General features: G+C 71.8%; 16 protein-coding genes and 1 pseudogene. 5 read left to right on the top strand and 12 right to left on the bottom strand.

The features are described 5' to 3' along the window. Positions 1–66 precede the first annotated feature (66 nt). The 6 genes from ACGFZA_RS39410 to ACGFZA_RS39385 all read right to left on the bottom strand — a co-directional run bounded on the left by ACGFZA_RS39410 (position 67) and on the right by ACGFZA_RS39385 (position 8,184). A complete protein-coding gene (locus ACGFZA_RS39410; RefSeq protein ID WP_393685624.1) occupies positions 67–1,335 on the bottom strand; it encodes a glucarate dehydratase family protein in 1,269 nt (422 codons plus the stop codon). 37 nt (positions 1,336–1,372) lie between these two features. Next, positions 1,373–2,470: an endo-1,4-beta-xylanase gene (locus ACGFZA_RS39405; protein ID WP_393685622.1), complete on the bottom strand. Its 1,098-nt coding sequence runs from the start codon at positions 2,468–2,470 to the stop codon at positions 1,373–1,375. A 170-nt stretch (positions 2,471–2,640) separates the two neighbouring features. After that, on the bottom strand, positions 2,641–5,055 hold the full coding sequence (locus ACGFZA_RS39400) for a glycoside hydrolase family 3 N-terminal domain-containing protein (protein ID WP_385282395.1): 2,415 nt from the start codon (positions 5,053–5,055) through the stop codon (positions 2,641–2,643). A gap of 51 nt (positions 5,056–5,106) precedes the next feature. After that, positions 5,107–6,000, bottom strand: coding sequence for a carbohydrate ABC transporter permease (locus ACGFZA_RS39395; RefSeq protein ID WP_393685619.1), 894 nt, complete (start codon positions 5,998–6,000; stop codon positions 5,107–5,109). A gap of 4 nt (positions 6,001–6,004) precedes the next feature. Continuing rightward, entirely contained in the window at positions 6,005–6,934 is a 930-nt protein-coding gene (locus ACGFZA_RS39390) for a carbohydrate ABC transporter permease (protein WP_393685617.1), read from the bottom strand. 2 nt (positions 6,935–6,936) lie between these two features. Beyond that, on the bottom strand, positions 6,937–8,184 hold the full coding sequence (locus ACGFZA_RS39385; RefSeq protein WP_393685672.1) for an extracellular solute-binding protein: 1,248 nt from the start codon (positions 8,182–8,184) through the stop codon (positions 6,937–6,939). 214 nt (positions 8,185–8,398) lie between these two features. On the opposite strand from ACGFZA_RS39385, the gene ACGFZA_RS39380 reads away from it, so the two are divergent. Together ACGFZA_RS39380 and ACGFZA_RS39375 are read left to right on the top strand one after the other, a co-directional pair. Next, positions 8,399–9,460: a LacI family DNA-binding transcriptional regulator gene (locus ACGFZA_RS39380; RefSeq protein WP_385282403.1), complete on the top strand. Its 1,062-nt coding sequence runs from the start codon at positions 8,399–8,401 to the stop codon at positions 9,458–9,460. Between the two features lie 338 nt (positions 9,461–9,798). Next, positions 9,799–10,884 carry a WD40/YVTN/BNR-like repeat-containing protein gene (locus tag ACGFZA_RS39375; protein WP_393685614.1) on the top strand — a complete coding sequence of 362 codons (1,086 nt, stop codon included), beginning with the start codon at positions 9,799–9,801 and terminating at the stop codon, positions 10,882–10,884. Between the two features lie 39 nt (positions 10,885–10,923). On the opposite strand, the gene ACGFZA_RS39370 is transcribed toward ACGFZA_RS39375, so the two are convergent. Next, complete coding sequence (locus ACGFZA_RS39370; RefSeq protein ID WP_385282409.1) at positions 10,924–11,601, bottom strand: uracil-DNA glycosylase; 678 nt, start codon at positions 11,599–11,601, stop codon at positions 10,924–10,926. Positions 11,602–11,759: 158 nt separating this feature from the next. Between ACGFZA_RS39370 and ACGFZA_RS39365 the strand changes: the two genes are divergently transcribed. Together ACGFZA_RS39365 and ACGFZA_RS39360 are read left to right on the top strand one after the other, a co-directional pair. Beyond that, complete coding sequence (locus ACGFZA_RS39365; protein ID WP_385282412.1) at positions 11,760–12,788, top strand: N-acetylglucosamine kinase; 1,029 nt, start codon at positions 11,760–11,762, stop codon at positions 12,786–12,788. A 112-nt stretch (positions 12,789–12,900) separates the two neighbouring features. Continuing rightward, positions 12,901–13,824, top strand: coding sequence for a sirohydrochlorin chelatase (locus tag ACGFZA_RS39360; protein ID WP_385282415.1), 924 nt, complete (start codon positions 12,901–12,903; stop codon positions 13,822–13,824). A gap of 126 nt (positions 13,825–13,950) precedes the next feature. Here the strand turns inward: ACGFZA_RS39360 and ACGFZA_RS39355 are convergent, their stop codons facing one another. Both ACGFZA_RS39355 and ACGFZA_RS39350 read right to left on the bottom strand, forming a co-directional pair. Then, the gene (locus tag ACGFZA_RS39355) at positions 13,951–15,024 is read right to left on the bottom strand and encodes a lactonase family protein (protein WP_393685611.1); all 1,074 of its coding nucleotides are present in this window, start codon (positions 15,022–15,024) and stop codon (positions 13,951–13,953) included. 183 nt (positions 15,025–15,207) lie between these two features. Then, the gene (locus tag ACGFZA_RS39350) at positions 15,208–16,461 is read right to left on the bottom strand and encodes an MFS transporter (protein WP_393685609.1); all 1,254 of its coding nucleotides are present in this window, start codon (positions 16,459–16,461) and stop codon (positions 15,208–15,210) included. 98 nt (positions 16,462–16,559) lie between these two features. Here ACGFZA_RS39350 and ACGFZA_RS39345 point away from each other — a divergent pair, with 98 nt between their 5' ends. After that, on the top strand, positions 16,560–17,015 hold the full coding sequence (locus ACGFZA_RS39345) for a winged helix-turn-helix transcriptional regulator (protein ID WP_385282424.1): 456 nt from the start codon (positions 16,560–16,562) through the stop codon (positions 17,013–17,015). A gap of 174 nt (positions 17,016–17,189) precedes the next feature. Here the strand turns inward: ACGFZA_RS39345 and ACGFZA_RS39340 are convergent, their stop codons facing one another. The 3 genes and pseudogenes from ACGFZA_RS39340 to ACGFZA_RS39330 all read right to left on the bottom strand — a co-directional run. After that, positions 17,190–18,701: an FUSC family protein gene (locus ACGFZA_RS39340; RefSeq protein WP_393685607.1), complete on the bottom strand. Its 1,512-nt coding sequence runs from the start codon at positions 18,699–18,701 to the stop codon at positions 17,190–17,192. Positions 18,702–19,141: 440 nt separating this feature from the next. Next, the gene (locus ACGFZA_RS39335) at positions 19,142–21,907 is read right to left on the bottom strand and encodes an ATP-binding protein (protein ID WP_393685605.1); all 2,766 of its coding nucleotides are present in this window, start codon (positions 21,905–21,907) and stop codon (positions 19,142–19,144) included. 278 nt (positions 21,908–22,185) lie between these two features. Next, a pseudogene (locus ACGFZA_RS39330) lies at positions 22,186–22,368 on the bottom strand (RNA polymerase subunit sigma-24); the annotation flags it as partial.

Genomic DNA, 22,368 nt, shown 5'->3' with positions numbered 1-22,368 from the left:
TCCTGCGAAGGGGTACGGAGAGGGGGCCGCGGAGCCGTGAGCCGGCTCCGCGGCGAGGCCGGCGGCTCACCAGCGCGGTGACTTCTTCTCATAGTCCGGGTCGATCCGCCGCATGTAGCCGGTGTCGTCCCGGTTGCGCAGACCGCAGCCGAGGTACTGCTCGTGCAGCCGGGCCAGCGCGTCCCGGTCGAGCTCCACACCGAGCCCCGGCCCGGTGGGGACCCGGACCGACCCGTCGGCGAACTCGAGCACCCCGGGCTCGACGACCTCCTCCGTCTTCCACGGCCAGTGGGTGTCGCAGGCGTAGGTGAGATGGGGCGTGGCGGCCGCCAGGTGGGTCATCGCGGCCAGGCTGATGCCGAGATGGGAGTTGGAGTGCATGGACAGCCCCATGCCGAAGCTGTCGCAGATCCCGGAGAGCAGCTTCGAGCGGTGCAGTCCGCCCCAGTAGTGGTGGTCGGAGAGCACCACCTGTACGGCACGCTGCTCGACGGCGGGCGCCAGATGTTCGAAGGCGACGACACACATGTTGGTGGCGAGCGGGATCGGTGTCTGCCGCGCCACCTCCGCCATGCCCGCGAGTCCGGGGGTCGGATCCTCCAGATATTCGAGGACCCCCTCCAGCCGGCGGGCCACCGCGACCGAAGTCGGCACGCTCCAGGCCGCGTTGGGGTCGAGCCGGAGCGGCACGCCGGGGAAGGCCTCGCGCAGGGCGAGGACCGCCTCGATCTCCTCCTCGGGCGGCCGGACGCCGCCCTTGAGTTTGACCGCCGTGAAGCCGTACTCGGTGATCATGCGCCGGGCCTGGGCGACGACGGCGGCCGGGTCCAGCGCCGCGCCCCAGTCGTCGGGCTCGGCGCCGGGATGCCCGGCCCACTTGTAGAAGAGGTAGGCACTGAACGGCACGGAGTCGCGCACCGCGCCGCCCAGCAGATCGCTGACCGGACGGCCGGCGGCCTTCCCCTGGAGGTCCAGACAGGCGACCTCGAACGGGGAGAAGACCCGGTCGACGGCGCTGCTGGTGGTGATCATCCCGGTGAGTCCGGACCCGCCGGTGCCGTCGTCCCCGGCGAGGGCCTCCGCCACCTTGCGGTGCATGGCGCCGAGTGCGTACACGTCCATCCCGGTGACGGCTTCCGCGGCCGCGCGCAGGCGGCGCAGATGGCCCTCGTCGGCGTAGGTCTCGCCGAGGCCGACGAGTCCTTCGCCGGTGTCCACCTCGACGATCGCCCGCAGCGCGTACGGTTCGTGCACGCCCACCGCGTTCAGCAGCGCCGGGTCCCGGAAGGCCACCGGGGTGATGGTCACTCCGGTGATCCGGAGGCTGTCAGTCATGTCGGCCCTCCTCCGTGCCTGTTGTCATCGCGGTTCGTCAGCCCCGGCCCGCGGCGAGCTTCAGGTCGTCGCGCAGCGCGCTGTAGGCGGGCTTGGCCGTGTAGTTCTCGTCGAACAGGTTGGCCGCGCCCTCACCCTCGAAGGTGCCGGGCACCCACGAGTACGTGTCGGTGAAGCCCCACACGGTGAAGTCGGTGCAGTGCCGGGTGAGCAGGCAGCCCCGCAGCAGGACGTCGTAGCCCTCGGCCTGTGCCTCCTGCTTGGTGCTGTCCGAGGGCATCGGGATGCGGACGTCGGCCTCGGTGATCGCGGTCTCCAGGCCGAGGTCGTCGAACCGCTTCATGTTGTCGGCGATGTCGTGCGGAGCGTTGTACTGGACGGAGAGGTGTCCCTGGATGCCGACGCCGTCGATCGGTACGTGCTGCTTGCGCAGCTCCACGACCAGGTTGTACAGCGCGGTGCTCTTCGCGTTGACGCCTTCGATGTTGTAGTCGTTGATGAAGAGCTTGGCCTTGGGGTCGGCCTGGTGGGCCCAGCGGAAGGCGTCCGCGATGTAGCCGGGTCCGAGCTTCCGCAGCCAGATGCTGTCGCGCAGGGTGCCGTCGTCGTTGAAGGCCTCGTTGACGACGTCCCACTGCCAGATCCGGCCCTTGAAGTGGCCGGCCTCGTCGGTGATGTGCTGACGGAGGATGGCGCGCAGCTCGTCGGCGCCGAAGTCGCCCTCGGTGAGCCAGGCGGGCAGCTGGTTGTGCCAGACCAGGGTGTGACCGCGCACCAGCTGTCCGTTGGCTCCGGCGAAGTCGACGAGTTCGTCGGCGGCGGCCCAGTCGTAGGTGCCCCGCTCCTTCTCGACGACCTCCCACTTCATGACGTTCTCTGGCGTGACGGAGGTGAACTCGCCCGCCGCCTTGGCCCGGTAGGGCGCGTCCGCGGCCAGGGCCGCCATGTCGACCGCCGTGCCGATGCGCAGGCCGGCCCGCTTGCCGAGGCTGCCCAGGGTGTCTGCGACGGGGGGCCTGGGCTTCCCGTGGGAGCCGGGATGTTCCGGCGCGGCCGATGCGCTGAGGCTGAAGGAGGAGACGAGCAGGGCCGCGGCGGCGCTGCCGACCAGGGCGGCTTGGGTTGTCTTGCGCATGACATATCCCTTGTGAGAGGCGCGTCGCCCCCGAAAGTTCGGCTGGGATCGACGCGCATTCGATGAAGATTCTTCGAAAGTTTCGTGAACCTCCCCGCAGCCGGCGGGAGGCCGCAGTGGCGGCGGAGAGGTTCACGGGAGGGATGGTGCGGCTGTGCGGACGGTGCCGGTCAGCGCGCGGCCGGCTCCGGTACGGGGGCGGGCTCGACCGAGGTGCCGCAGACAAGCTGTCGCCGGTGGTCGACGATGCGCTCGGGTCCGGTGAGCCGGATCCGCACGGTCCGGCGCACGTCGGCCTCGTCGCTGGAGGCGGCGAGCCGCAGTTCGAGCTCGCCGGGCTCGACGACCCGACGGCCGCCGATGCCGGTGAAGGACGCCAGGTCCGCGTGGAAGCGGAACCGGACCCTGGCCGCCTCGCCTGCGGCGAGCGGGACCCTGGCGTAGCCGATCAGCCGTGCCTGCGGCCGGGTCGTCTGGGCCACCGGGTCGTGAAGGTAGAGCTGCACCACTTCCGCGCCCTCGCGCTCCCCGGTGTTGCGGACCGTGACCTCGACGTCGGTGGAGCCGTCGGTGGCGATCTCGGCCGGCGCGGGATCGCCCGGCTCCCAGTCGAAGGTCGTGTACGACAGGCCGTGTCCGAAGGCGTAGAGCGGTGTGGGGTCCAGGTTGCTGACCCCGCTCACCAGCCCGAGCGGCGGCTGCAGATACGTCCACGGCTGACCGCCCGGACCCTGCGGAACGCCCACCGGCAGCCGGCCGGAGGGATTGACGCGGCCGGAGAGCACCCCGGCCAGCGCGGGACCGCCCTCCTCACCGGGGAAGAAGGCCTGCACGACGGCCGCCGTCCGGTCCGCCCAGCGGCCCAGCCCGTACGGGCGGCCCGTCAGCAGCACCAGGACCACCGGGGTGCCGGTGGCCAGCAGGGCGTCGAGGAGCTCGCCCTGCACACCGGGCAGCGACAGATCCGCCGCGTCGCAGCCCTCGCCGGACGTACCGCGGCCGAAGAGACCGGCCCGGTCTCCGAGCACGGCAACGCAGACGTCGGCGTCACCGGCGAGCCGGACGGCGTCCGCGATCCCGGAGGTGTCGGTGCCGTCGACGTCGCAGCCGGCGGCGAAGTCGACGCCTGAGCCGGGGAACTCCCCGCGCACGGACTCCAGCACCGTCGGCACGTCGATGCCCATCGCGAACTCGGGATGCGAGACGCCGACGTGGCTGGGGAAGGAGTAGCAGCCGAGCATGGCGAGTGCGTCGTCGGCTCGCGGCCCGACCACGGCGATCCGCCCCGCGTCGCGCAGCGGCAGCGTGCCGCCGGGGTTGGCGAGCAGCACACAGGCCTGTTCGGCGAGCTCGCGGGCCAGGGCCCTGTTCTCCGGCGGGTCGAGGTCGACGGTGTCACGGGCCTGCTCGGGGTCCGCACCCTTCAGCGCGACGGGCAGCGGCGACCAGTCGGGGTCGAGCAGCCCGAGTTCGCACTTCTGGAGCAGGACGCGGCGCAGCGCGCGGTCGACGAGCGACTCGTCCACCGCCCCGTCCCGGACGGCGGCGACGAGGACGTCACCGTAACTGCGCACGGTGGGCAGTTCCACGTCGACGCCGGCTCCCAGTGCGAGCCGGGCGGCGTCCGCACGGTCGGCGGCGACCTTGTGCAGGGTCTCCAGGAAGCCGATGCCGAAGTAGTCGGCGACGACGGTCCCGGTGAATCCCCAGGTGTCCCGGAGGAGGCCGGTCAGCAGGGCCGGGTCGGCGGCCGCGGGCACACCGTCGACCTCGGCGTACGAGTGCATCACCGAACGCGCCCCGCCTTCCCGCAGCGCCATCTCGAAGGGCGGCAGGATCACGTCCGCCATCTCTCGGGCCCCGGCCCGCACCGGCGAGAGGTTGCGGGCGCCGGCGGAGGCCGCGTATCCGGCGAAGTGCTTCAGCGTGGAGACGATCCCGGCGGACTCCAGGCCGCGGACGTAGGCGGTGCCGATGGTGGCCACCAGATAGGGGTCCTCGCCGATGGTCTCCTCGACCCGGCCCCAGCGCAGGTCGCGCACCACGTCAAGGACGGGAGCCAGTCCCTGGTGGACGCCGACGGCACGCATGTCGGCCCCGATCCGGTGGGCCATCTCGGTGACCAGGTCCGGGTTCCAGGCCGCGCCCCACGACAGGGGTACGGGGTAGGCGGTGGCGCCCCAGGCGGTGAACCCGGCCAGGCACTCCTCGTGGGCGAGGGCCGGGATGCCGAAGCGGCCGGCCTCGACGATGCGGCCCTGGGCGCGGGCCAGGGCGAGGGCACCGACGCCGGGGTCGACGGGGGCGGTGCCGAAGGGCCGGGTGAGCTGGCCGAGGCCGCGGGTGGTCAGGTCGTCCCAGTCCACCGGGTCGACCATGTCGTTCTGGTGCGGGGCGACCCCGTCGCCGTCGGAGTCGGCACCCACCCAGATGCCGTACAGCTGGGCGGCCTTCTCCTCCAGGGTCATCCGGGGGACCAGATCGGCCACCCGCTCCTCGGGAGTGAGGGAGGGGTCGCGCCACGGGCCGTCGACGGCCGGGGACGCTCCGGTGCTGCGGGCGTGCGGGACAGCGGGGATTGCCATGGGGGCAGGGGTTCCTCTCATGAGTGCGGTGGTGCGGGGCGGCGTGGAGCGCTACTTGCCGCCCACCCCCATCAGTCCGTTGACCAGCGCCTTCCGCGCCACCAGGTACACGGCGAAGATAGGCACGACGGAGAGCACGATCGCGGCCAGGATGGCCGGCACGTTGACTCCGAACTGGGACATGAAATTGAAAAGGCCCAGCGTGAGCACCCGGTTCTCCTCCGACTGGGTCAGGATCAGCGGGAACAGGAAGCCGTTCCACGCCTGGAGCGCCGTGTAGATGGCCACGGTGCTGATGCCCGCCTTGGACATGGGGATCGCCAGCTGCCACAGCATCCGCAGAGGGCTCGCGCCGTCGAGTGCCATCGCCTCGTACATCTCCTCGGAGACGTCACGCATCGTGCCGCTGAGGATCAGCACGGCCACCGGCATCGCGAACGCGGCGGTCGGCAGGATGATGGCCGGCAGGCTGTCGTACAGACCCATCTTGCTGATCAGCAGGTAGAGCGGCACGATGACCGCCTGCGCGGGGATGGCCACGCCGAGCAGGAAGGTCCGGAAGGCGAGCGAGGACAGCCGGCTGCGGGTCCGTACCGCGACGTACGCGACGGGCACCGAGAGCAGCAGGACGATGGCCACCGTGGCCACGGCGACGATGGCCGTGTTGGTGAGCATCGTGGAGAAGCCGCTGTCGAGCACGGTGCGGTAGTTGTCGAGTGTCGGGTCGGTAGGGACGGCCAGCGGATCGCCGTTGAGAGCCTCGTCCTGGTGCATGAGCGACGAGGAGACCAGCGTGTAGAGCGGGACGATGACGAGCAGCAGCCATACCAGCGAGCCCAGGCCGGCCAGGGGGTTGCCCCACTTCCGGCGGCGCCGGGCGGCGGCCTGCCGGCTCCGGGTCACGGGCGACGTGGGGCGTGCCACGGGGCGGGTGTCGATTGACATCTCGTCACATACCTTCCCGGGTGGACCGCATGTTCCCGAAGCCGCTGAAGCGGACCAGGATCAGCGACAGGGCGGTGGCCACCACGACGAGGGCCGTGGCGATCGCCGCGGCGTAGCCGAGGTCGTAGGTCTGGAAGCCGGTCCGGTACATCAGATACGGCAGCACGGTGGTGTCCGTGCCAGGACCGCCCTTGGTCATGATCAGCACGGTGTCGAAGTACGTCAGCGAGCCGACGATCATCAGGACCGAGGAGGTCGTGATGGTGTTGCGCAGTTGCGGCAGGGTGATGTGGAAGAACTGGCGGAGCATGCCGGCGCCGTCGATCTCCGCGGCCTGATACAGGACCTGGGGAATCTGCCGGGTGCCGCCCTGGTAGATCAGGGTGTGGAACGGCATGAACTGCCAGCCGCCGACGAAGGCCACGGTGAGCAGTGCGCCGGTGGACGAGCCCATGATGTTCGGATCGATGCCGAACCAGGGTCCGATCGTCTTGATGACACCGAAGTTGGGGTCGAGCAGCGCGTGGAACAGCATGGCGATGGCCGTGGTGGAGAGCAGCAGCGGGATGAAGAAGACCGCCGAGAGCACGGCCCGGCTGCGCTGCCTGCCCGCCGCCCAGACGCCGAGCAGCAGCGCCACCGGGGTCTGGAACGCCCAGCTGATCGCGGTGAGGAGCAGGCTGAGCCACGCGGCCTGCCGGAACTCCGGGTCCTTGAACAGCCGGGTCCAGTTGTCCACGCCGACGGGTGTCGGGGAGTTCAGCCCGTCCCAGTGGCAGAAGGAGAGGTAGACGGCGATCGCGAGTGGGACGATCGCGAAGAGGGCGAAGAAGAGGATGCCGGGCACCGCCCAGGCGACCGGGGGGCGGCCGACGTTACCGGCGGCCGCCTTCCTTCCTCCGCGCACCCTTTTGTACGAAGAGACAGGGGACATTGTTACTTGACGGCCTTCATCGCGGCGACGAACTGCTCCGGGGTCGACTTACCGGCGAACAGCTTGCTGATCTCGGTGAGCAGCGGGGTGGCGTACCGGGACTCCAGTGCCTGGTCCCAGGAGAGGGTGAAGTCCGGGGCCTTCTGGACCATGTCGTACTGGTCGGTGGCGAACTTCGGGTTGGGCGAGCCGCTCAGCATCGAGGCGGCGTTCGACGTGGTCGGGACGTCACCGTTGTCGACGAGAGCCTTGCTGTAGGACTTGGCCGCCATGGCCTTCAGGAAGGCTATGGCCGCGTCCTTGTGCTTGGTCCGGGCGTTGACCGACCAGTAGTTGGTGGGGTTGCCCACCACGTTAGCCGCGTCACCGACGCCGCCGGACACGGTCGGGAACGCCGTCCAGCCGAGGTCCTTCTTGGCGAACTCGGGCGCCTTGCCCAGCTGGGTCGAGTACTCCCACGAGCCCATCAGGTGCATGGCGGCCTTGCCCTTGTTGAGCAGGGTGGGCGCGCCTCCGTTGCCGTAGTCGACGGAGTTGAAGTTCTTGCCGAAGGCGCCGTCGTCGATGAGCTGCTTGACGGTCTGGGCCGTCTTGAGCACGGCCGGGTCGCCCCAGCCGGAGGTGTCGCCGTTCTGGATCTTCCGGAAGACGTCGGGGCCGCCGATCCGGTCCAGCAGGTACTCCATCCACATCAGCTCGGGCCACTTGTCGGAGCCGCCCAGGGCGAACGGGGTGATGCCCTTGCCCTTGAAGGTGGTGATGGCCTTCTGCAGGTCCTCCCACGTCTTGGGGGGCTCGACGTGGTTCTCGGCGAAGAGGGACTTGTTGTAGAAGAGCATCACGGGCTGCATGCCGCGCATGGGAATGCCGTAGGTCTTCCCGTCGAGGCCGCCGGCGGTGACGATCGACGGCAGGAAGCCGTCCTTGAGCGTGGCGTCGTTCTTCACCGTCGACGTGAGGTCGACCAGCTGCTTGGCGTCGACGTACGGCTTGATCGAGCCGCCGCCCCAGTTGAAGAAGATGTCGGGGGCGCTCGGGGAGCCCATGGCGCTCCGCAGCTTGTTGACGTATTCGGTGCCCGGAACCGGAACGAGCTTGACCTTGACCTTCGAGGTCTTGTTGAACTCCGTGACCGCGGCTTCCTGCACCTTGACCGCGTCGTCGCCGTAGACGTACGCCGTGATGGTGTCGCCACCGCCGCCGCTGCCGCCGTCCGATCCGCAGCCCGCCAGCACGCCCGCCATGACCATCGCCGCACCAGCCGCGGTCCATCTCGCCGCACGCGTACTCTGAGTGAAAATTCCCGACCCCATGACCGCACCTCTGTCGAATGTTTCGGCCCTGCTTGCGAATGTTGCCGGAACCGTACGGTCGTGTTTCGGGCCAGTCAAGAGGTCCGGGCGAGGGAATTTTCCTCGGAGCCCCACCCCTCGCTGTCGGCGGCGGGCAGTTACGATTCCCTGTATGAGCCCCGCAAACGTCCAGTCACATCAGGAGAATGCGCCTGCCGGCGAGTCGTCGGACGGCACCGCCACCCTGGCGGAAATCGCCCGAGCGGCCGGAGTCTCGGCTCCGACAGTTTCGAAAGTGCTGAACGGGCGTGCCGACGTCGCCCCTGGCACGCGCACCAAGGTGGAGGAGCTGCTGCTCCTGCACGGCTACCGCCGCAGACGAGGCTCCACGACCCAGTCGCAGCTGATCGATCTCGTCTTCCACGAGCTGGACAGCGCATGGGCCATGGAGGTCGTGCGAGGGGTGGAGAACGTCGCGCGCGAGGAGGGCCTGAGTCTGGTGCTCTCGGAGAGCGCGGGGCGCCTCACCCCGGGGCAGACCTGGGTGGACGGCGTGCTGGCCCGCAGGCCGGTCGGGGTGATCCTGGTCCTGTCGGACCTCACCGCCGCCCAGCGCGCGCAGCTGACCAGCCGCAGCATCCCGTACGCGGTGGTCGACCCGGCCGGCGATCCCGGGGACGACGTCCCGTCCGTCGGGACGACGAACTGGCAGGGCGGGCTGGCCGCCACCCGCCATCTCACCGGGCTCGGGCACCGCAGGATCGGGGTCATCAGCGGCCCGTCGCGCATGATGTGCAGTCGCGCCCGGGTGGACGGCTACCGGGCCGCGCTGGAGACGGCGGGCCTGCCGATCGACCCGGGGCTGGTCCGCGAGGGCGAGTTCCAGCACGAGGCCGGTTACGCCACGGGCATGGAGCTGCTGCGCATGGCCGACCGGCCGACCGCCATCTTCGCCGGGAACGACCTGCAGGCGCTCGGTGTGTACGAGGCCGCGCGCGAACTGGGACTGCGCATCCCCGAGGACCTCAGCGTGGTCGGCTTCGACGACCTGCCGCTGACCCGGTGGATCGGGCCGCCGCTCACCACGGTGCGCCAGCCGCTCATAGAGATGGCCGAGACCGCGGCCCGGCTGGTGCTCGACCTCGGACGCGGCCGGCAGCCCGCGACCACCCGGGTCGACCTGGCCACCAACCTGGTGGTGCGCAGCAGCACGGCCGCCCCCGCGGGCGCCTAGGGCGTGTTTTGAAAGTAGCGTCGTCCGCCCGGAGGGCGGGGCTCGCGGCGTCCGGTGCGGTGCATCGCAAGGCGGAGGGTCGCCCGCGTACTGGACGTACTCGGGCGACCCCGACAACGCGGCGAGGTGCCGTGCCAGGCGGCGCGAGCCAGACGGGACTCTCACAACACGCCCTAGGGGCGCTGACCCGTCCGGACCGTCCGCGCGAGGGCTCCCGTCGCGCGGAACCGCCGCCCGCCGCGGAAGCGGCGGTGTCCGGAGCTGTCCTGCGCGCCGCTGTCAGTGACCGGGTGCAGACTGGCTCCTGTCCGGCACAACGGCGTTTCGGGAGGTTCGTCATGACCGATGTTCTGCTCACCGTCGGCACCCGCAAGGGGCTCTTCATCGGCCGCAGACGCGACGGGGCATGGGAGTTCGGCGATCCGCATTTCCATGCGCAGGCCATCTACTCGATCGCCATCGACAAGCGCGGCGGTGTTCCCCGGCTCCTGGTGGGCGGCGACAGCGCGCACTGGGGGCCGTCCGTCTTCCACTCCGACGACCTGGGCACGACCTGGGTCGAGCCGGCGCAACCGGCCGTGAAGTTCCCGGAGTTCACCGGGACGTCGCTGGAGCGGGTGTGGCAGTTGCACCCGGCGGGCCCCGAGGCACCCGATGTCGTGTACGCGGGCACCGAGCCGGCCGCCCTGTTCCGTTCGCGGGACAGGGGCGAGTCCTTCGAGCTCGTGCGCCCGCTCTGGGAGCACCCCACCCGCTCGAAGTGGGTGCCGGGCGGAGGCGGCGAGGGGCTGCACACGGTCCTGACCGACGAGCGGGACCCGCGGGCGGTCACGGTGGCCGTCTCCACCGCCGGGGTCTTCAGGACGGCGGACGGCGGCGAGAGCTGGGCCCCGGCCAACAAGGGAGTGTCGGCGGTCTTCCTGCCCGACCCCGATCCGGAGTTCGGCCAGTGCGTCCACAAGGTCAGCCGGGACGCCGTCGATCCCGACCGGCTCTACCTCCAGAACCACTGGGGAGTGTTCCGCAGCGACGACGCCGGCGGCCACTGGACGGACATCGGCGCGGGCCTGCCCTCCGACTTCGGCTTCGCGGTGGCCGCACACCCGCACCGCGCGGACACGGCGTACCTCTTCCCGATCAACGCCGACGCCGACCGGGTGCCGGCCGAGCACCGCTGCCGGGTCTTCCGGACCACCGACGCGGGCCAGAGCTGGGAACCCCTGACATCGGGCCTGCCGGACGGCGCGCATTACGGCACGGTGCTGCGCGACGCCCTCTGTACGGACGACGCCGATCCGGCCGGTGTGTACTTCGGCAACCGCAACGGCGAGGTCTACGCGAGCGCGGACGACGGGGACAGCTGGCAGCAGCTCGCCTCGCACCTCCCGGACGTCCTGTGCGTCCGGGCGGCGGCCATCGGCTGAGCGCGAGCGGCGCCCCGGCGGCGGAAGGCCCGCCCGCCCTTAAGGAAGGCGCCAGTCCACCGGCTGCGCCCCCTGGCGGGCCAGCAGCTCGTTGGCCCTGCTGAAGGGGCGCGAACCGAAGAAGCCGCGGTCCGCCGACATCGGGGACGGGTGGGCGGACTCGATCGCCGGGAAGCTGCCCAGCGAAGGCAGCAGATTGCGTGCGTCGCGGCCCCACAGGACGGACACCAGCGGGGTGCCCCGCGCGACCAGTGCCCGGATGGCCTGCTCGGTGACCTCTTCCCAGCCCTTGCCCCGGTGGGCGGCGGGCTTGCGGGGTGCGGTCGTCAGCGCCCTGTTCAGCAGCAGCACGCCCTGCCGCGTCCACGGCGTCAGATCACCGTTCGACGGGCGGGGCAGCCCCAGGTCCGTGTGCAGCTCGCGGTAGATGTTCTCCAGACTGCCCGGAAGCTGTCGGACCTCGGGCGCGACCGCGAAGCTGAGCCCGATGGCCATGCCCGGTGTGGGGTAGGGGTCCTGACCGACGATCAGTACGCGCACCTCGTCGAAGGGCTGCTGGAACGCGCGCAGCACGTTCGCTCCCGACGGCAGGTACGTACGCCCGGCCGCGACCTCCGCACGCAGGAAGTCCCCCATCTCGGCGATGCGTCCCGCCACGGGGGCCAACGCCCGAGCCCAGCCGGGCTCCACAACTTCGTTCAACGGTCGCGCTGTCACATGGATCACCCTACCGGCGCAACGGCGGGTCTCCCCCGGCTCCCCCGCCCCTCGGTGAGCACGCCCGCCGGTACGGTCCTCAGCGGCACCACGGACGACCGGCGAAGGACCTGGGGATAGGCTGCCGCCGTCATTCCTCTGCTTACGGGAGCCGCTCCATGGAGTCACACCGGCACGCGCCCGGGGAGTACGTCCTCGGGGTCGACTCCGGCGGTTCCGGGCTGAGGGTGGCGCTGGGCACCGTGGACGGGGACGCGCCCCTGGACACGGCGATGTGCGCCGAGCCGGTCCGGACCGGGCCCCTGGGTATCGACGCCGCCCACCTCCTCGAACAACTGCTGCCCACGGCCCGGCAGCTGCTCGCCCGGCACGGCGGCGGAGGCCGGATCGCAGCCGCGGCGATCGGGGCGGCGGGCATGGCCACGCTCGGCGAGCAGTTGCGCGCCGAACTGCCCTCGGCCCTGGCGGACGCGCTCGGGCTGCGGCAGCTGGCGCTCGCCGCCGACGCGGTGACCGCCTACGCCGGGGCGGTCGGACAGCGGCCCGGCGCGGTCGTGGCGGGCGGCACCGGGCTGATCGCGCTGGGTACGGATCTGACGCAGTGGCGGCGGGCCGACGGCTGGGGCCACCTGCTGGGCGACAGCGGAGGCGGCGCCTGGATCGGGCGGGCCGGACTCGACGCGGCGATGCGCGCCCACGACGGGCGCCGCGGCGGCTCCCCGGCCCTGCTGGCCAGGCTGGAAGCGGTGTTCGGCCCGGCGCCGGAACTGCCCGGCCGGCTCTATCCGCGTACCGACCGGCCCGCGGTGCTCGCCTCGTTCGCTCCTGAGGTGGCCGCGTGTGCCGCCCACGATCCCGTCGCCGAAGGAATCCTCCGCGACGCGGCCGAACACATTGCCGCAGCGGCCGCGGCGGTGTGCCCGAAGGCCGGGGCGGACGACGCGGAGTGCGAAGTGGCGCTGACGGGTGGCTTGTTCCGGATGGGCGAGCCGCTGCTCGTACCGTTGCGCGAGGAACTGGCGCGGCAGCTTCCGCACGCGCGGGCGGTCCCCGGTTCGGGTGATCCGCTGACCGGTTCGCTGCGCATCGCGCAGGCGCTGGCCACGGAGCGGCTCCGGCTGCCGCTCCATCCCACGCTGCTCCGGGTCACCGTATCCACCCCGGAAACCGGCCATGCCGTGAGGTGACAGAGCAGGGCAGTCAACCAGTAAGCCGCTCATCGGATAAATGCGGACAGACAACGCGCGACCGGACCCTCCCCGAGCAGCGGGCTACCCAAAACCAGTAGCATGCGGCGCCATGAGCACCCCCACTGGGCCCGCTTCCGGCCTGCCTGTACGAATGCCGCGACCTCGCCAGTCCGGACGGCACCGCCGCCCGGAGCCCGTGGTCGCACCTGAAGGCGCTGCCGCGCTCGTTCTCGCCGTTCCCGGTACCCCTTCTTCGGCCAGCCGCAGTCTGGCCGAAGAGGTGATCAGCATCGCCCGCTCCGAGCTGCCCGGTCTGAACGCCCTGATCGGTTACCTCGACGGCGACGACGCCGAGTACCCCACCGTTGCCTCCGCCGTCGCGCATGCCTCCGCCGAGCGCGTCGCGCGCTTCGAGCAGGCCAGGGCCGCCGGCCATGAGGTCGCCGAGCCCGAGGGCCCGGCCGCCGTCGTGGTGCCGCTGCTCGCGGGACCCGACAGCTCGCTGGTGCAGCGGATACGCCTCGCGATCGAGGAGAGCCGGGCCCAGGCCGAGCTGACCGATGTGCTCGGCCCGCACCCGCTGCTCGCCGAGGCACTGCATGTACGCCTCTCCGAGGCGGGTCTCGCGCGTGCGGACCGCGCCAGGCTGTTCACCGTGGCCACGGCTGCCGACGGCATCGTGCTGGCCACCGTGGGCGGCGAGGAGGCCGTGCAGGCCGCGGGGATCACCGGCATGCTGCTGGCCGCACGGCTCGCGGTGCCCGTGATGGCCGCCGCCCTCGACGTCGAGGGCTCGGTCGCCTCGATCGCCGAGCAGCTGAAGGGCTCCGGCTCGCTGCAGCTGGCCGTGGCCCCCTACCTGGTGGGCCCCGAGGTGGCCGACGGCCTGCTGGACGCCGCGGTGAAGGAGGCCGGCTGCGCGAGCGCCGAGCCGCTCGGCGCGTACCCGGCGATCGGCAAGCTGGTGCTGTCGATGTACATGAGCACGCTGGGCATCGCCCCGGCGATGGCGCAGGGGGCCCAGGTCCACTGATCCCGGACGCGAGCCGGGTGCGCCGTCCGTCGCGGGAGCGGGGCGGCCGGCACACCCCGCCCACGCGTGACGCACGGACGCCCCGGGGCCCTTCGCGGGCCCCGGGGCGTCTCGTCGGTCGTGCGGTCAGGCGAAGATCACACAGGAGGCCGCAGGGGCCTCCAGAGAACCCTCAGGGACCGGGACACCGGTCTCCGGGTCCACGGCGAACCAGCTGACGTTCCCCGACCTCTCGTTGGCCGCGTAGAGCCGCCGGCCGGTGGGGTCGAGGGCGAGGTCGCGCGGCCAGTGCCCGCCACAGCTCACGGTCGTGACCAGGGACGCCCGCTCCCCCGTGGCGTCGAGGGCGAGGACGGAGATGCTGTCGTGCCCGCGGTTGGCCGCCCAGAGGAACCGGCCGTCGTGCGCGACGACGACCTCGGACGGATAGCTCGCCGGGCCTGCGGCGTCGCCGCGCGCCTCCTCAGGCAGCACGGACGTCTCGCCCACGGCTTCCAGGACCCCGGCCGCGGCGTCCCACCGGCACACCGTGACGGTGGGCTCCAGCTCGTTCAGCACATAGGCGTGACCACCCGCGGGGTGGAACGCGAGATGGCGCGGCCCGGTGCCGGCCCGCAACACCGTCTTCCCGTGCAGGCGCAGCTTCCCGGTGTCCGGGTCGAGCACGCAGATCCGTACGGAGTCGGTGCCGAGGTCGACGCTGAGCACCCAGTTCCCCGACGGGTCGGGGAGGACCTGGTGGGCGTGCGGCCCCTCCTGGCGTTCGACGACCGGGCCGCCTCCCTCGTGCGCGAGCACGCAGCCGGCCGCGCCGAGTGCGCCGTCCGCGAGCACGGGCAGGACGGTGACACTGCCGGAGCCGTAGTTGGCGGTGACGACATGGCCGGCCGCGAGTGCGAGGTGGGTGGGGCCGTTGCCGTCGACCGGCCGGGGCTCCCCGAGGGGCCGCGGGATGTCGCCACTGATGTCGAGGGCCACCGCCGCACCCTTCTCCGTCTCGCTGACCGCGTAGAGGACCGCGCCGCCGGGACCGGTGCCCCGGCCGAGCGCGAGGTAGGAGGGGTCGGGTACGGCGTCCGTCGCACCGAGGACGGTGAGCGCCCCGGTCTCCTCGTCCACGGCGGCGACGGTGATACCGCGTCCGCCCGCCGAGGTGAACGACCCGATGTATGCCCGCCCGGCACTGTTGTTGCTGTCCACCGCACTGCCTCTCTCACGCCGACTGATCGCGACGGCGGCGGCCGCCGTGATCTTCCGCGGCGACCGTAGCAGTGCCCGCCCCTGGTCTGGACCAGGGGTGCGGGTCGGACCCTGGACCAGGGGTACGCGGTGCGGACGGGAGGGCGGTTCGTCGGTCCGTACGCCGGCAGCCGCGGGCCGGCCTCAGACTGCGGCCTCGGCGGTGGGATCCGGGATGCTGTGCCGCGTGAGCGCCCAGAGCACGAAGGCGAGGCAGCTGATCGCGGCGCCCAGCACACATACGGCGCCCCAGCCGGCCGCCGCGTAGAGGGAGGTCGCGGCGATGGCGCCGGTGGCGCTGCCGATCGAGTAGAAGACCATGTATCCGCCGATCAACCGGCTGCCCGCGTCCGGGTGCAACGCATGGATCAGGGTCTGGTTGGTGACATGGACCGCCTGCACGGCGAGATCGAGGAGGACCACGCCGACGACCAGGGCCCAGAGCGAGCTGCGGGTGAAGGCCAGGGGCAGCCACGAGGCAGTGAGCAGCGCCAGGGCGGTGCCGGTGGTCCGCCGGGAGAGTCCGCGGTCGTTCAGGCGGCCCGCGACGGTCGCGGCCAGGGCGCCGACGGCTCCGACCAGCCCCAGTGCGCCGATCGCGGTGTGGGACAGGGAGTACGGGGGCTTGCTGAGGGGCAGCGCGATGCTGCTCCACAGGGTGCTGAAGGCCGCGAAGATCAGCAGGCCGAGCAGGGCCCGGAGCCGCAGGAGCGGTTCCCGCGCGAACAGGGTGACCGTGGAGCGCAGGAGCTGCCCGTAACGCAGGGATGCCGGCGGGGCGTCGGTGCGGCGCGGCAGCACCCGGTGCAGGACCAGGGCGAGCAGAGCCGTGAGCACCGCTGAAGCGAGGTAGACGGAGCGCCATCCCGCGAGGTCGGCCATGAGGCCGGACGCGGTGCGGGCGAGCAGAATCCCGACGACGACCCCGCTGGTCACCAGGCCGACGACGCGTCCACGCCGGTCGGCAGGGGCCAGTGACGCCGCGAAGGCCACCAGCGTCTGCGTGACCACCGCGAGGAGCCCCATCGCGGCCATGCTCGCGAGCAGGATCGCCGAGGTGCGGGCGGTGGCGACCGCCGCCAGCGCCACCACCAGGACGAGCAGCTGGGTCACGATGAGGCGTCTGCGGTCGGCCACATCGCCCAGCGGCACGAGGAAGAAGAGTCCCAGCCCGTATCCGACGTGCGTGAGGGTGACGACGCTGCCGACAAGTGCCGGGCTCATCGCGAGGTCGTGGCCCACGGTCACCAGGAGCGGCTGGGCGAAGTAGACGTTGGCCACCGCGGTTCCACAGGCGATGGCGAACAGCAGGACGACGCCGCGGGACAGGACGAACCCGGAGCCTCCACCGCCACGGACCGCGGCCCGTGATCTCGCTGCCTCACGGTCGTCGAGCATTCAGCACCCCTCCGCACACCTGGTTTCAACTTGCTACCAGTGGGGACCGTAGCGTCATTTGGTAGCATCTTGCAACCAGAGTGGGAGTGGAGGACGGCATGGTGACAAGGACGCGTTTCGACGACAGCGACTGCCCCGTCGCGCGGTCAGTGGACGCGATCGGCGACTGGTGGTCGCTGCTGATCGTGCGAGACGCCTTCGACGGGAGCCGTCGATTCGGGGAGTTCCAGCGCAGCCTCGGGGTGGCGAAGAACATCCTCACCGCACGCCTGCGCGCCCTGGTCGCCGGCGGCGTCCTCGAATCCGTCCCCGCTTCGGACGGCAGCACCTACCGCGAGTACGCGCTGACCCCGAAGGGCAAAGCCCTCTTCCCCGTCATCGTGGCGCTGAGGCAGTGGGGTGAACAGAACTTCTTCGCCCCCGGCGAACCCCACTCCCGGATGGTCGACAGCCGACAGGGGCAGCCCCTTCGCGCTCTGGAAGTCCGGTCGGCGGACGGGCGACCGCTGAAGCCCGATGACACGACCGTCCACAAGGTGTCCCACCCCGGGTGATCCGAGCCGGAGAGACGGTGCCGGCTCACCGCTCCGCCCGATTTCAGCGGTCCCGTGCCGACGAACGCCGCTTCCGACCGGGCCGTACGAAGCCGTGGAGGCGGCCTCGGCGTCCCTCGTGGCGCCGTGCCGCATGGCGCCCCCGGCTCGCCCCACCCCGCCGTGCCCGTCGGCTCAGGCGCCGGCCGGAACGCGGCCGGCCCTCCGCAGGGGTACGGCGAGGTCGAGCAGCGCTCGCTCCAACGCGTGAAGGTGAGTAAACATCTGTTCGGTGCCCGTCGGCTCCGCGGCCGTCGCGCTGTCGAGTCGGAGACGCCGCCCGACGGCCGGCGCATCCGTGAGAGCCTCCACTGCGGCCTCCACACGCCAGCAGGCCGCGGCGAGCCGGACGTCGTGCGAGGCCTCCGGGTCGGCGGCGACGGAGGCCAGACCCCGCACCTCGCGCGCGCAGTCGTCGAGCAGCGCGAGCACCTGCCGGGCCCGTCGCTTGCGTGCCTTCATCGGGTTGAGCGGATGCACCAGCGGCGCGAGCGACAGGCGCACCCGGCCGAGGATCGCCTCCAGTTCGGCCACGTGCCGGTGAGGATCGGCGTCCTCGCTTCCGGCGAGCCGGGCAGCGGCCCGCTCCGTACACGTGTGCACGCACCGCAGCGCCCGCTCCACCCACGCCTCGGTCACCGAGTGCGTCGTCACCGGCAACACGAACAACACGGCCAGTACGGCACCGAGCGCCCCGGCCGCCGTCTCGGTCACCCGCAGCACGAGCAGATCCGTGTCGAGCACGCCGAGAAGCCCGTACAGCATGCTCGCCATCACGGTCACGGCCAGCATCATCCAGGTGTAGGAGACGGCCGCGGTGTAGAAGATCCCGAACACGCTCACCGCCACGACGACGGCGGCCACGACCGGCTCGTGGTGGAGCGGCACGGCCACGGCGAAGCCCAGACCGATGCCGAGCACCGTCCCCAGGAACCGCCTGAACCCGCGCACGACGGTCTCGCCTCGCGAGGTCGTGGCCACGAACACCCACCAGGTGGCGCCGACCGCCCAGTACCAACGCTGATCGGAGAGCACCTGCCCCACGGCGAGGGCGAACCCCGCCCCCGCCGTGGCCTGCACGGCCTGCCGCGTCGTGATCCTCGCCAGCCCGGCCGCCCCGGCCGGGAGAGCGGCTGCCACGGGGACCGCGAGCCGCCGCTCGTAGCACCACAGCCCGAACCTCACCAGGGACGACGCGGCAAGCGCCAGCAGCACGGCCCCGTACAGCTCGGGCAGCTGACCGGGCACGGTGTGCAGGAACTGGGCCGAGAAGAAGGCCATGAAGGCGAACACTCCCAGCGAGTGCCCGCGAGGTCCCCACCGCCGCGCGTACACTCCCGCCCCCACGACGGCGAGGAACGCCAGGTCGCGCGCGACGGGCACACCGTGCAGCGCGGCGGCCAGCGTGAGCACCGGGAGACCGACGACGGGGAGAAGCGCGGTCGTGACCGCCTGCCCGCGCACCGTCGGATCGGTCACCGTGAACAGTGCGAGCAGGGCCGCCAGGCCACCGGTGATGGCCGCGGCCAGCGAGTGCCCGGCTGCTCCGCACAGGGCGACGGCGAGCCCGATGCCCAGGACGGCCCGGGACGCGAACCGCAGCCGGATCCGCCCAGGATCGTGTGCGACGAACGCCGTCTTCAGCAAGTTGTCCCGCCCTCTTCGCCTGTGGCCCGGCCGGACTCGTCGCGTACGGACCAGCCCGGACATGAGAAAGGCGCCGCAGAGATCCCGGGGGAGCCCGCAGCGCCATTGATAGACCTATTTCAGCACCTGGTGGTCGGATGGTTCAAATCAATCCGAGCTCATTGAGCCAATGGCTCATCATGACTCACCTTTCCCGACCACAGCAGAGCCAACGGACCATGCCCGCGCCCGCGTGGTCACCGGGCGTGCGGCTGCACGTCAACCCTCGTGAAGAGATCGCGCTCCGTAGCGCCCCGCGCCCGGAGACAGCCGGGCACGGCACCACGGCGGCTGCGGACCGCAGAAGCGCGCGGTGGAGGTGTCCGGGAAACGGGAGCCGACGCGCCCCCGACGGCCGACGCGGCACGCCAGGGCCCGAGCGGCTCCGCGCAGGCCCGCCGTCAGCCTCGGGCCAGAGCCCCGCGCAGCTTCTTCCGCGAGCTGACGTCCAGCTTGGCGAAAACCTTCCGCAGGTGCCATTCCACCGTGCGCGCGCTGATGAACAGCTCGGCACCTATCTCGGGGTTCGTCATCCCGTCGGCGGCCAGCCGGGCGATCTGCGCTTCCTGCGCGGTGAGGGCATCACGAGCGTCGACCGCGCGTTGGCGTACGGACTCGCCGGTGGCCAGGAGTTCGCGACGGGCACGCTCGGCGAAGGCCGCCGCTCCGAACCCCTGCAGCATCTCGTATGCGGTGCGCAGATGCTCACGCGCGTCGGGGATCCGGTTCACGCTGCGCAGCCACTCGCCGTACACCAGGTGGGTGCGCGCGAGGTGGATCGCGATCCTGCATCGTTCGAGGCGCTCGATGGCCTCGCGGTACAGCAGGTCGGCGGCCGGGCCCTCGCAGAGCAGCGCTCTCGACCGGGCCAGGACGCCAAGAGCCCAGTCCGAGCCGCCGGCTTCGGCCAGCTCCTCGAGCCGGCGCAGGGCCGCTGAGGCCGCCTCGTGGGCACCGCTGCGAGCACCCGCCTCGACGAGCTCGAAGACGGTGAATCCGGCGACCCCGAGGTCCTCGTACTCCATGGCCGGTTCGGCGCTGGCCAGGGCGTCCTCGTACCGGCCGAGGCCGTTGTACAGCACCGCGAGCAGATAGTGGCCCCCGCCGATCGCCCGTCCCTCGCCCCAGGAGGTCGCCTGCAGGACACCGGCCTCGATCAGCTCCGCCGCCTGGGGGTCCTCGCCCCGCCAGGCGAGGAGGAGAAGCATCGAATAGCCGAGCGGCGCGTTGCCGGTCACCTCTGTGAGGGTGGTGGCCTCGCCGATCAGCGTACCGGCCATGTCGAACTCTCCGGCGTGTATGTGCACGGCGGCACGGTAGGAGAGCGCCAGCGGAAGGAAGTTGAGTGCGCCGGCCTCCCGGGCCGACCGGACCGCGTGCCTGCTCAGTACGTACCAGGTCTCGTCGTCCCACAGGTCACCGGCCGCCAGCCATGTCAGCCAGAGCCAGCGCATGATGTCGTCCTCGTTGCGTTCGGCAGCTCGCCTGAACTCCGCCAGCGCGGAGTGCAACAGCGCCGCACCCACGACGCAGCCTTCGGTGAACCATGCCGCCAGGCCGTCGAGAAGAACGTCCGTCAGCTGCGGCGGCCGCGGTCCTTGCGGCGCGGCGCGGGCGATCTCGGCCACCTCCCGCACCCCGAGAGACACGCCCAGGCAGCCTGCGTAGACCGCTGATCCCATGGCTTCCAGGTACGCCTCACGCGCCTGTCCGACATCGAAGCGCTCCAGTCGGCCCGCCGCGTCGAGCAGCAACGGCAGCGCCTCACCGCCGCGCCTGCGCGCGAGAACGATCTGGGCGCGGAGCCGGGCCATCCGAGTCTGCTGGGCCTCGTCCAGCGGGCCCGTCTCCGTGCCGGCGAGGAGCGCGAGTGCCGTGTCGGGGGCGCCGGACTCGAAGGTGGCCTGTGCCGCGGCCGTCGCCCTCGTCCCGCGTCTGACCGGATCGGGCGTCAGCTCGGCGGCGCGTCTCAGGAACGCGGCCGCCGCCGCGATCCCGCCGCGGGCCTGGGCCCGGTCTGCCGAGCTCTCCAGGTCGACCGCCAGGGCCTCGTCCGGCTCGACCGCCGCATAGGCACGGTGCCAGGCCTGCCGGTCCAGGTCGAAGCCGGGATCGGTCGCCTCGGCCAGCGCACGGTGCACGTCCCTGCGTTCTCCGGGACCGGCCGCACGGTAGGCCGCCGAGCGCACCAGAGGATGGCGGAACCGTACGCGTGCACCGAACTCGATCAGTCCCGCCGCCTCGGCCGCCCCCGCGGCGTCCGCCCCGATGTCGAGCCGCTCCGCCACCCGCCTCAGCAGCGGCGCGTCCCCCACCGGCTCGGCCGCCGCCGCGAGCAGCAGCCGCTGCGCGTCGTCCGGCAGCGACCCGATGCGCCGCAGGAAACTCTGCTCGATCTGGTTCGCGAGCGGACGCGCGTCCGGGCGCCCGAACCCGCCGGCCAGCTCATCCGCGGTGAGCCCTCTCGTCAATTCCAGCAGAGCCAGCGGGTTTCCACGCGTCTCGGCGACGATCCGGTCCCGGACGCGCTCGTCCAGCCGGCCCGGAACCACCGAGTCCAGGAGCGCGCGAGCGTCGTCGTCGCGCAGGCCCCGGACCACAAGCTCCGGCAGAGCCGACAGCGGGTCATCACCCGGCGCACGGTTCGATGTGCGCACCGCGAACCCCAACGCCACCCGCTCCGCGAGCAGTCGGCGTGCGACGAAGGCCAGCGTCTGCGCGGAGACCCGGTCGAGCCACTGCGCGTCGTCGATCACACAGACGAGCGGCTGCTCCTCCGCCGCCTCGGCCAGCAGGCTGAGCACCGCGAGCCCGACCATGAACCGGTCCGGAGCATGGCCCACACTCAGACCGAACGCGACGGCCAGGGCATTGCGCTGCGGTTCGGGAAGCCGGTCGAGCCGGCCCATCACCGGCATGCACAACTGGTGCAGCCCGGCGAACGCCAGCTCCATCTCCGACTCGACACCGGCCGCCCGCAGGACCTGACACCCGGTCGCGCTCTCCACCAGGTACTCGACGAGGGCGGATTTGCCGACTCCGGCCTCACCGCGGAGAACCAGTACCTGGCTCCGGCCCTCTCTGGCGCCGGCGACCATGTGGTCCAGGGCCCCGCACTCGCCGTGCCGCCCTCGCGGCGCACGCCGAGGAGTACCACTGCCCGACATGCCCACCACCACAGATCAAGGTCCAGACCCTGATCAGCCCGGGGTCGTCCCCATCATGCACCAGCGCGTACAGCCCGGACAAACAGCTGTACAACCCCGCTGCACCGGCCGGAACCCCGGCAGAACCGCCGGCGAACGGGGCTGCCGCCCGTGGCGATCACCGGGAAGGCGTCCGGCTCCGATCCCCCTGTGCCGGCCTCCGGGTCGCGCGCGCACCCACGGGGTGGGGAGCGCTCCCAAGGGCCCGACCCGCTTCGCCGAACCGGCGGCGCCGCGGTTCACCGGGATGCCCGCACGCCCGAACCTGCGGCCGGGCCGGCGCTGTCGGGGGTGAGGAGTGTTTCGAGGGAGGCGATGTTCCCGGTGCGGGCTGCGCTGACGAAGGCTTCGAGGAGGTGTCGGTGTTCGGTGGCGTCGACGCTTTCGCGCTGGTCCTCCAGGAGGTGTTTGCGGGCGCGGCT

Source organism: Streptomyces sp. NPDC048211 (assembly GCF_043202315.1).
GTDB lineage: Bacteria > Actinomycetota > Actinomycetes > Streptomycetales > Streptomycetaceae > Streptomyces.
This window is presented reverse-complemented; position numbering and strand designations above follow the sequence as displayed.

Bases quoted from the DNA above. Each gene is read 5' to 3' on its own strand.
- ACGFZA_RS39395 (WP_393685619.1), bottom strand. From the start codon at position 6,000: ATGTCAATCGACACCCGCCCCGTGGCACGCCCCACGTCGCCCGTGACC.
- ACGFZA_RS39385 (WP_393685672.1), bottom strand. From the start codon at position 8,184: ATGGTCATGGCGGGCGTGCTGGCGGGCTGCGGATCGGACGGCGGCAGC.
- ACGFZA_RS39410 (WP_393685624.1), bottom strand. From the start codon at position 1,335: ATGACTGACAGCCTCCGGATCACCGGAGTGACCATCACCCCGGTGGCC.
- ACGFZA_RS39380 (WP_385282403.1), top strand. From the start codon at position 8,399: ATGAGCCCCGCAAACGTCCAGTCACATCAGGAGAATGCGCCTGCCGGC.
- ACGFZA_RS39375 (WP_393685614.1), top strand. From the start codon at position 9,799: ATGACCGATGTTCTGCTCACCGTCGGCACCCGCAAGGGGCTCTTCATC.
- ACGFZA_RS39365 (WP_385282412.1), top strand. From the start codon at position 11,760: ATGGAGTCACACCGGCACGCGCCCGGGGAGTACGTCCTCGGGGTCGAC.
- ACGFZA_RS39335 (WP_393685605.1), bottom strand. From the start codon at position 21,907: ATGTCGGGCAGTGGTACTCCTCGGCGTGCGCCGCGAGGGCGGCACGGC.
- ACGFZA_RS39345 (WP_385282424.1), top strand. From the start codon at position 16,560: ATGGTGACAAGGACGCGTTTCGACGACAGCGACTGCCCCGTCGCGCGG.
- ACGFZA_RS39400 (WP_385282395.1), bottom strand. From the start codon at position 5,055: ATGGCAATCCCCGCTGTCCCGCACGCCCGCAGCACCGGAGCGTCCCCG.
- ACGFZA_RS39360 (WP_385282415.1), top strand. From the start codon at position 12,901: ATGAGCACCCCCACTGGGCCCGCTTCCGGCCTGCCTGTACGAATGCCG.
- ACGFZA_RS39405 (WP_393685622.1), bottom strand. From the start codon at position 2,470: ATGCGCAAGACAACCCAAGCCGCCCTGGTCGGCAGCGCCGCCGCGGCC.
- ACGFZA_RS39350 (WP_393685609.1), bottom strand. From the start codon at position 16,461: ATGCTCGACGACCGTGAGGCAGCGAGATCACGGGCCGCGGTCCGTGGC.
- ACGFZA_RS39390 (WP_393685617.1), bottom strand. From the start codon at position 6,934: ATGTCCCCTGTCTCTTCGTACAAAAGGGTGCGCGGAGGAAGGAAGGCG.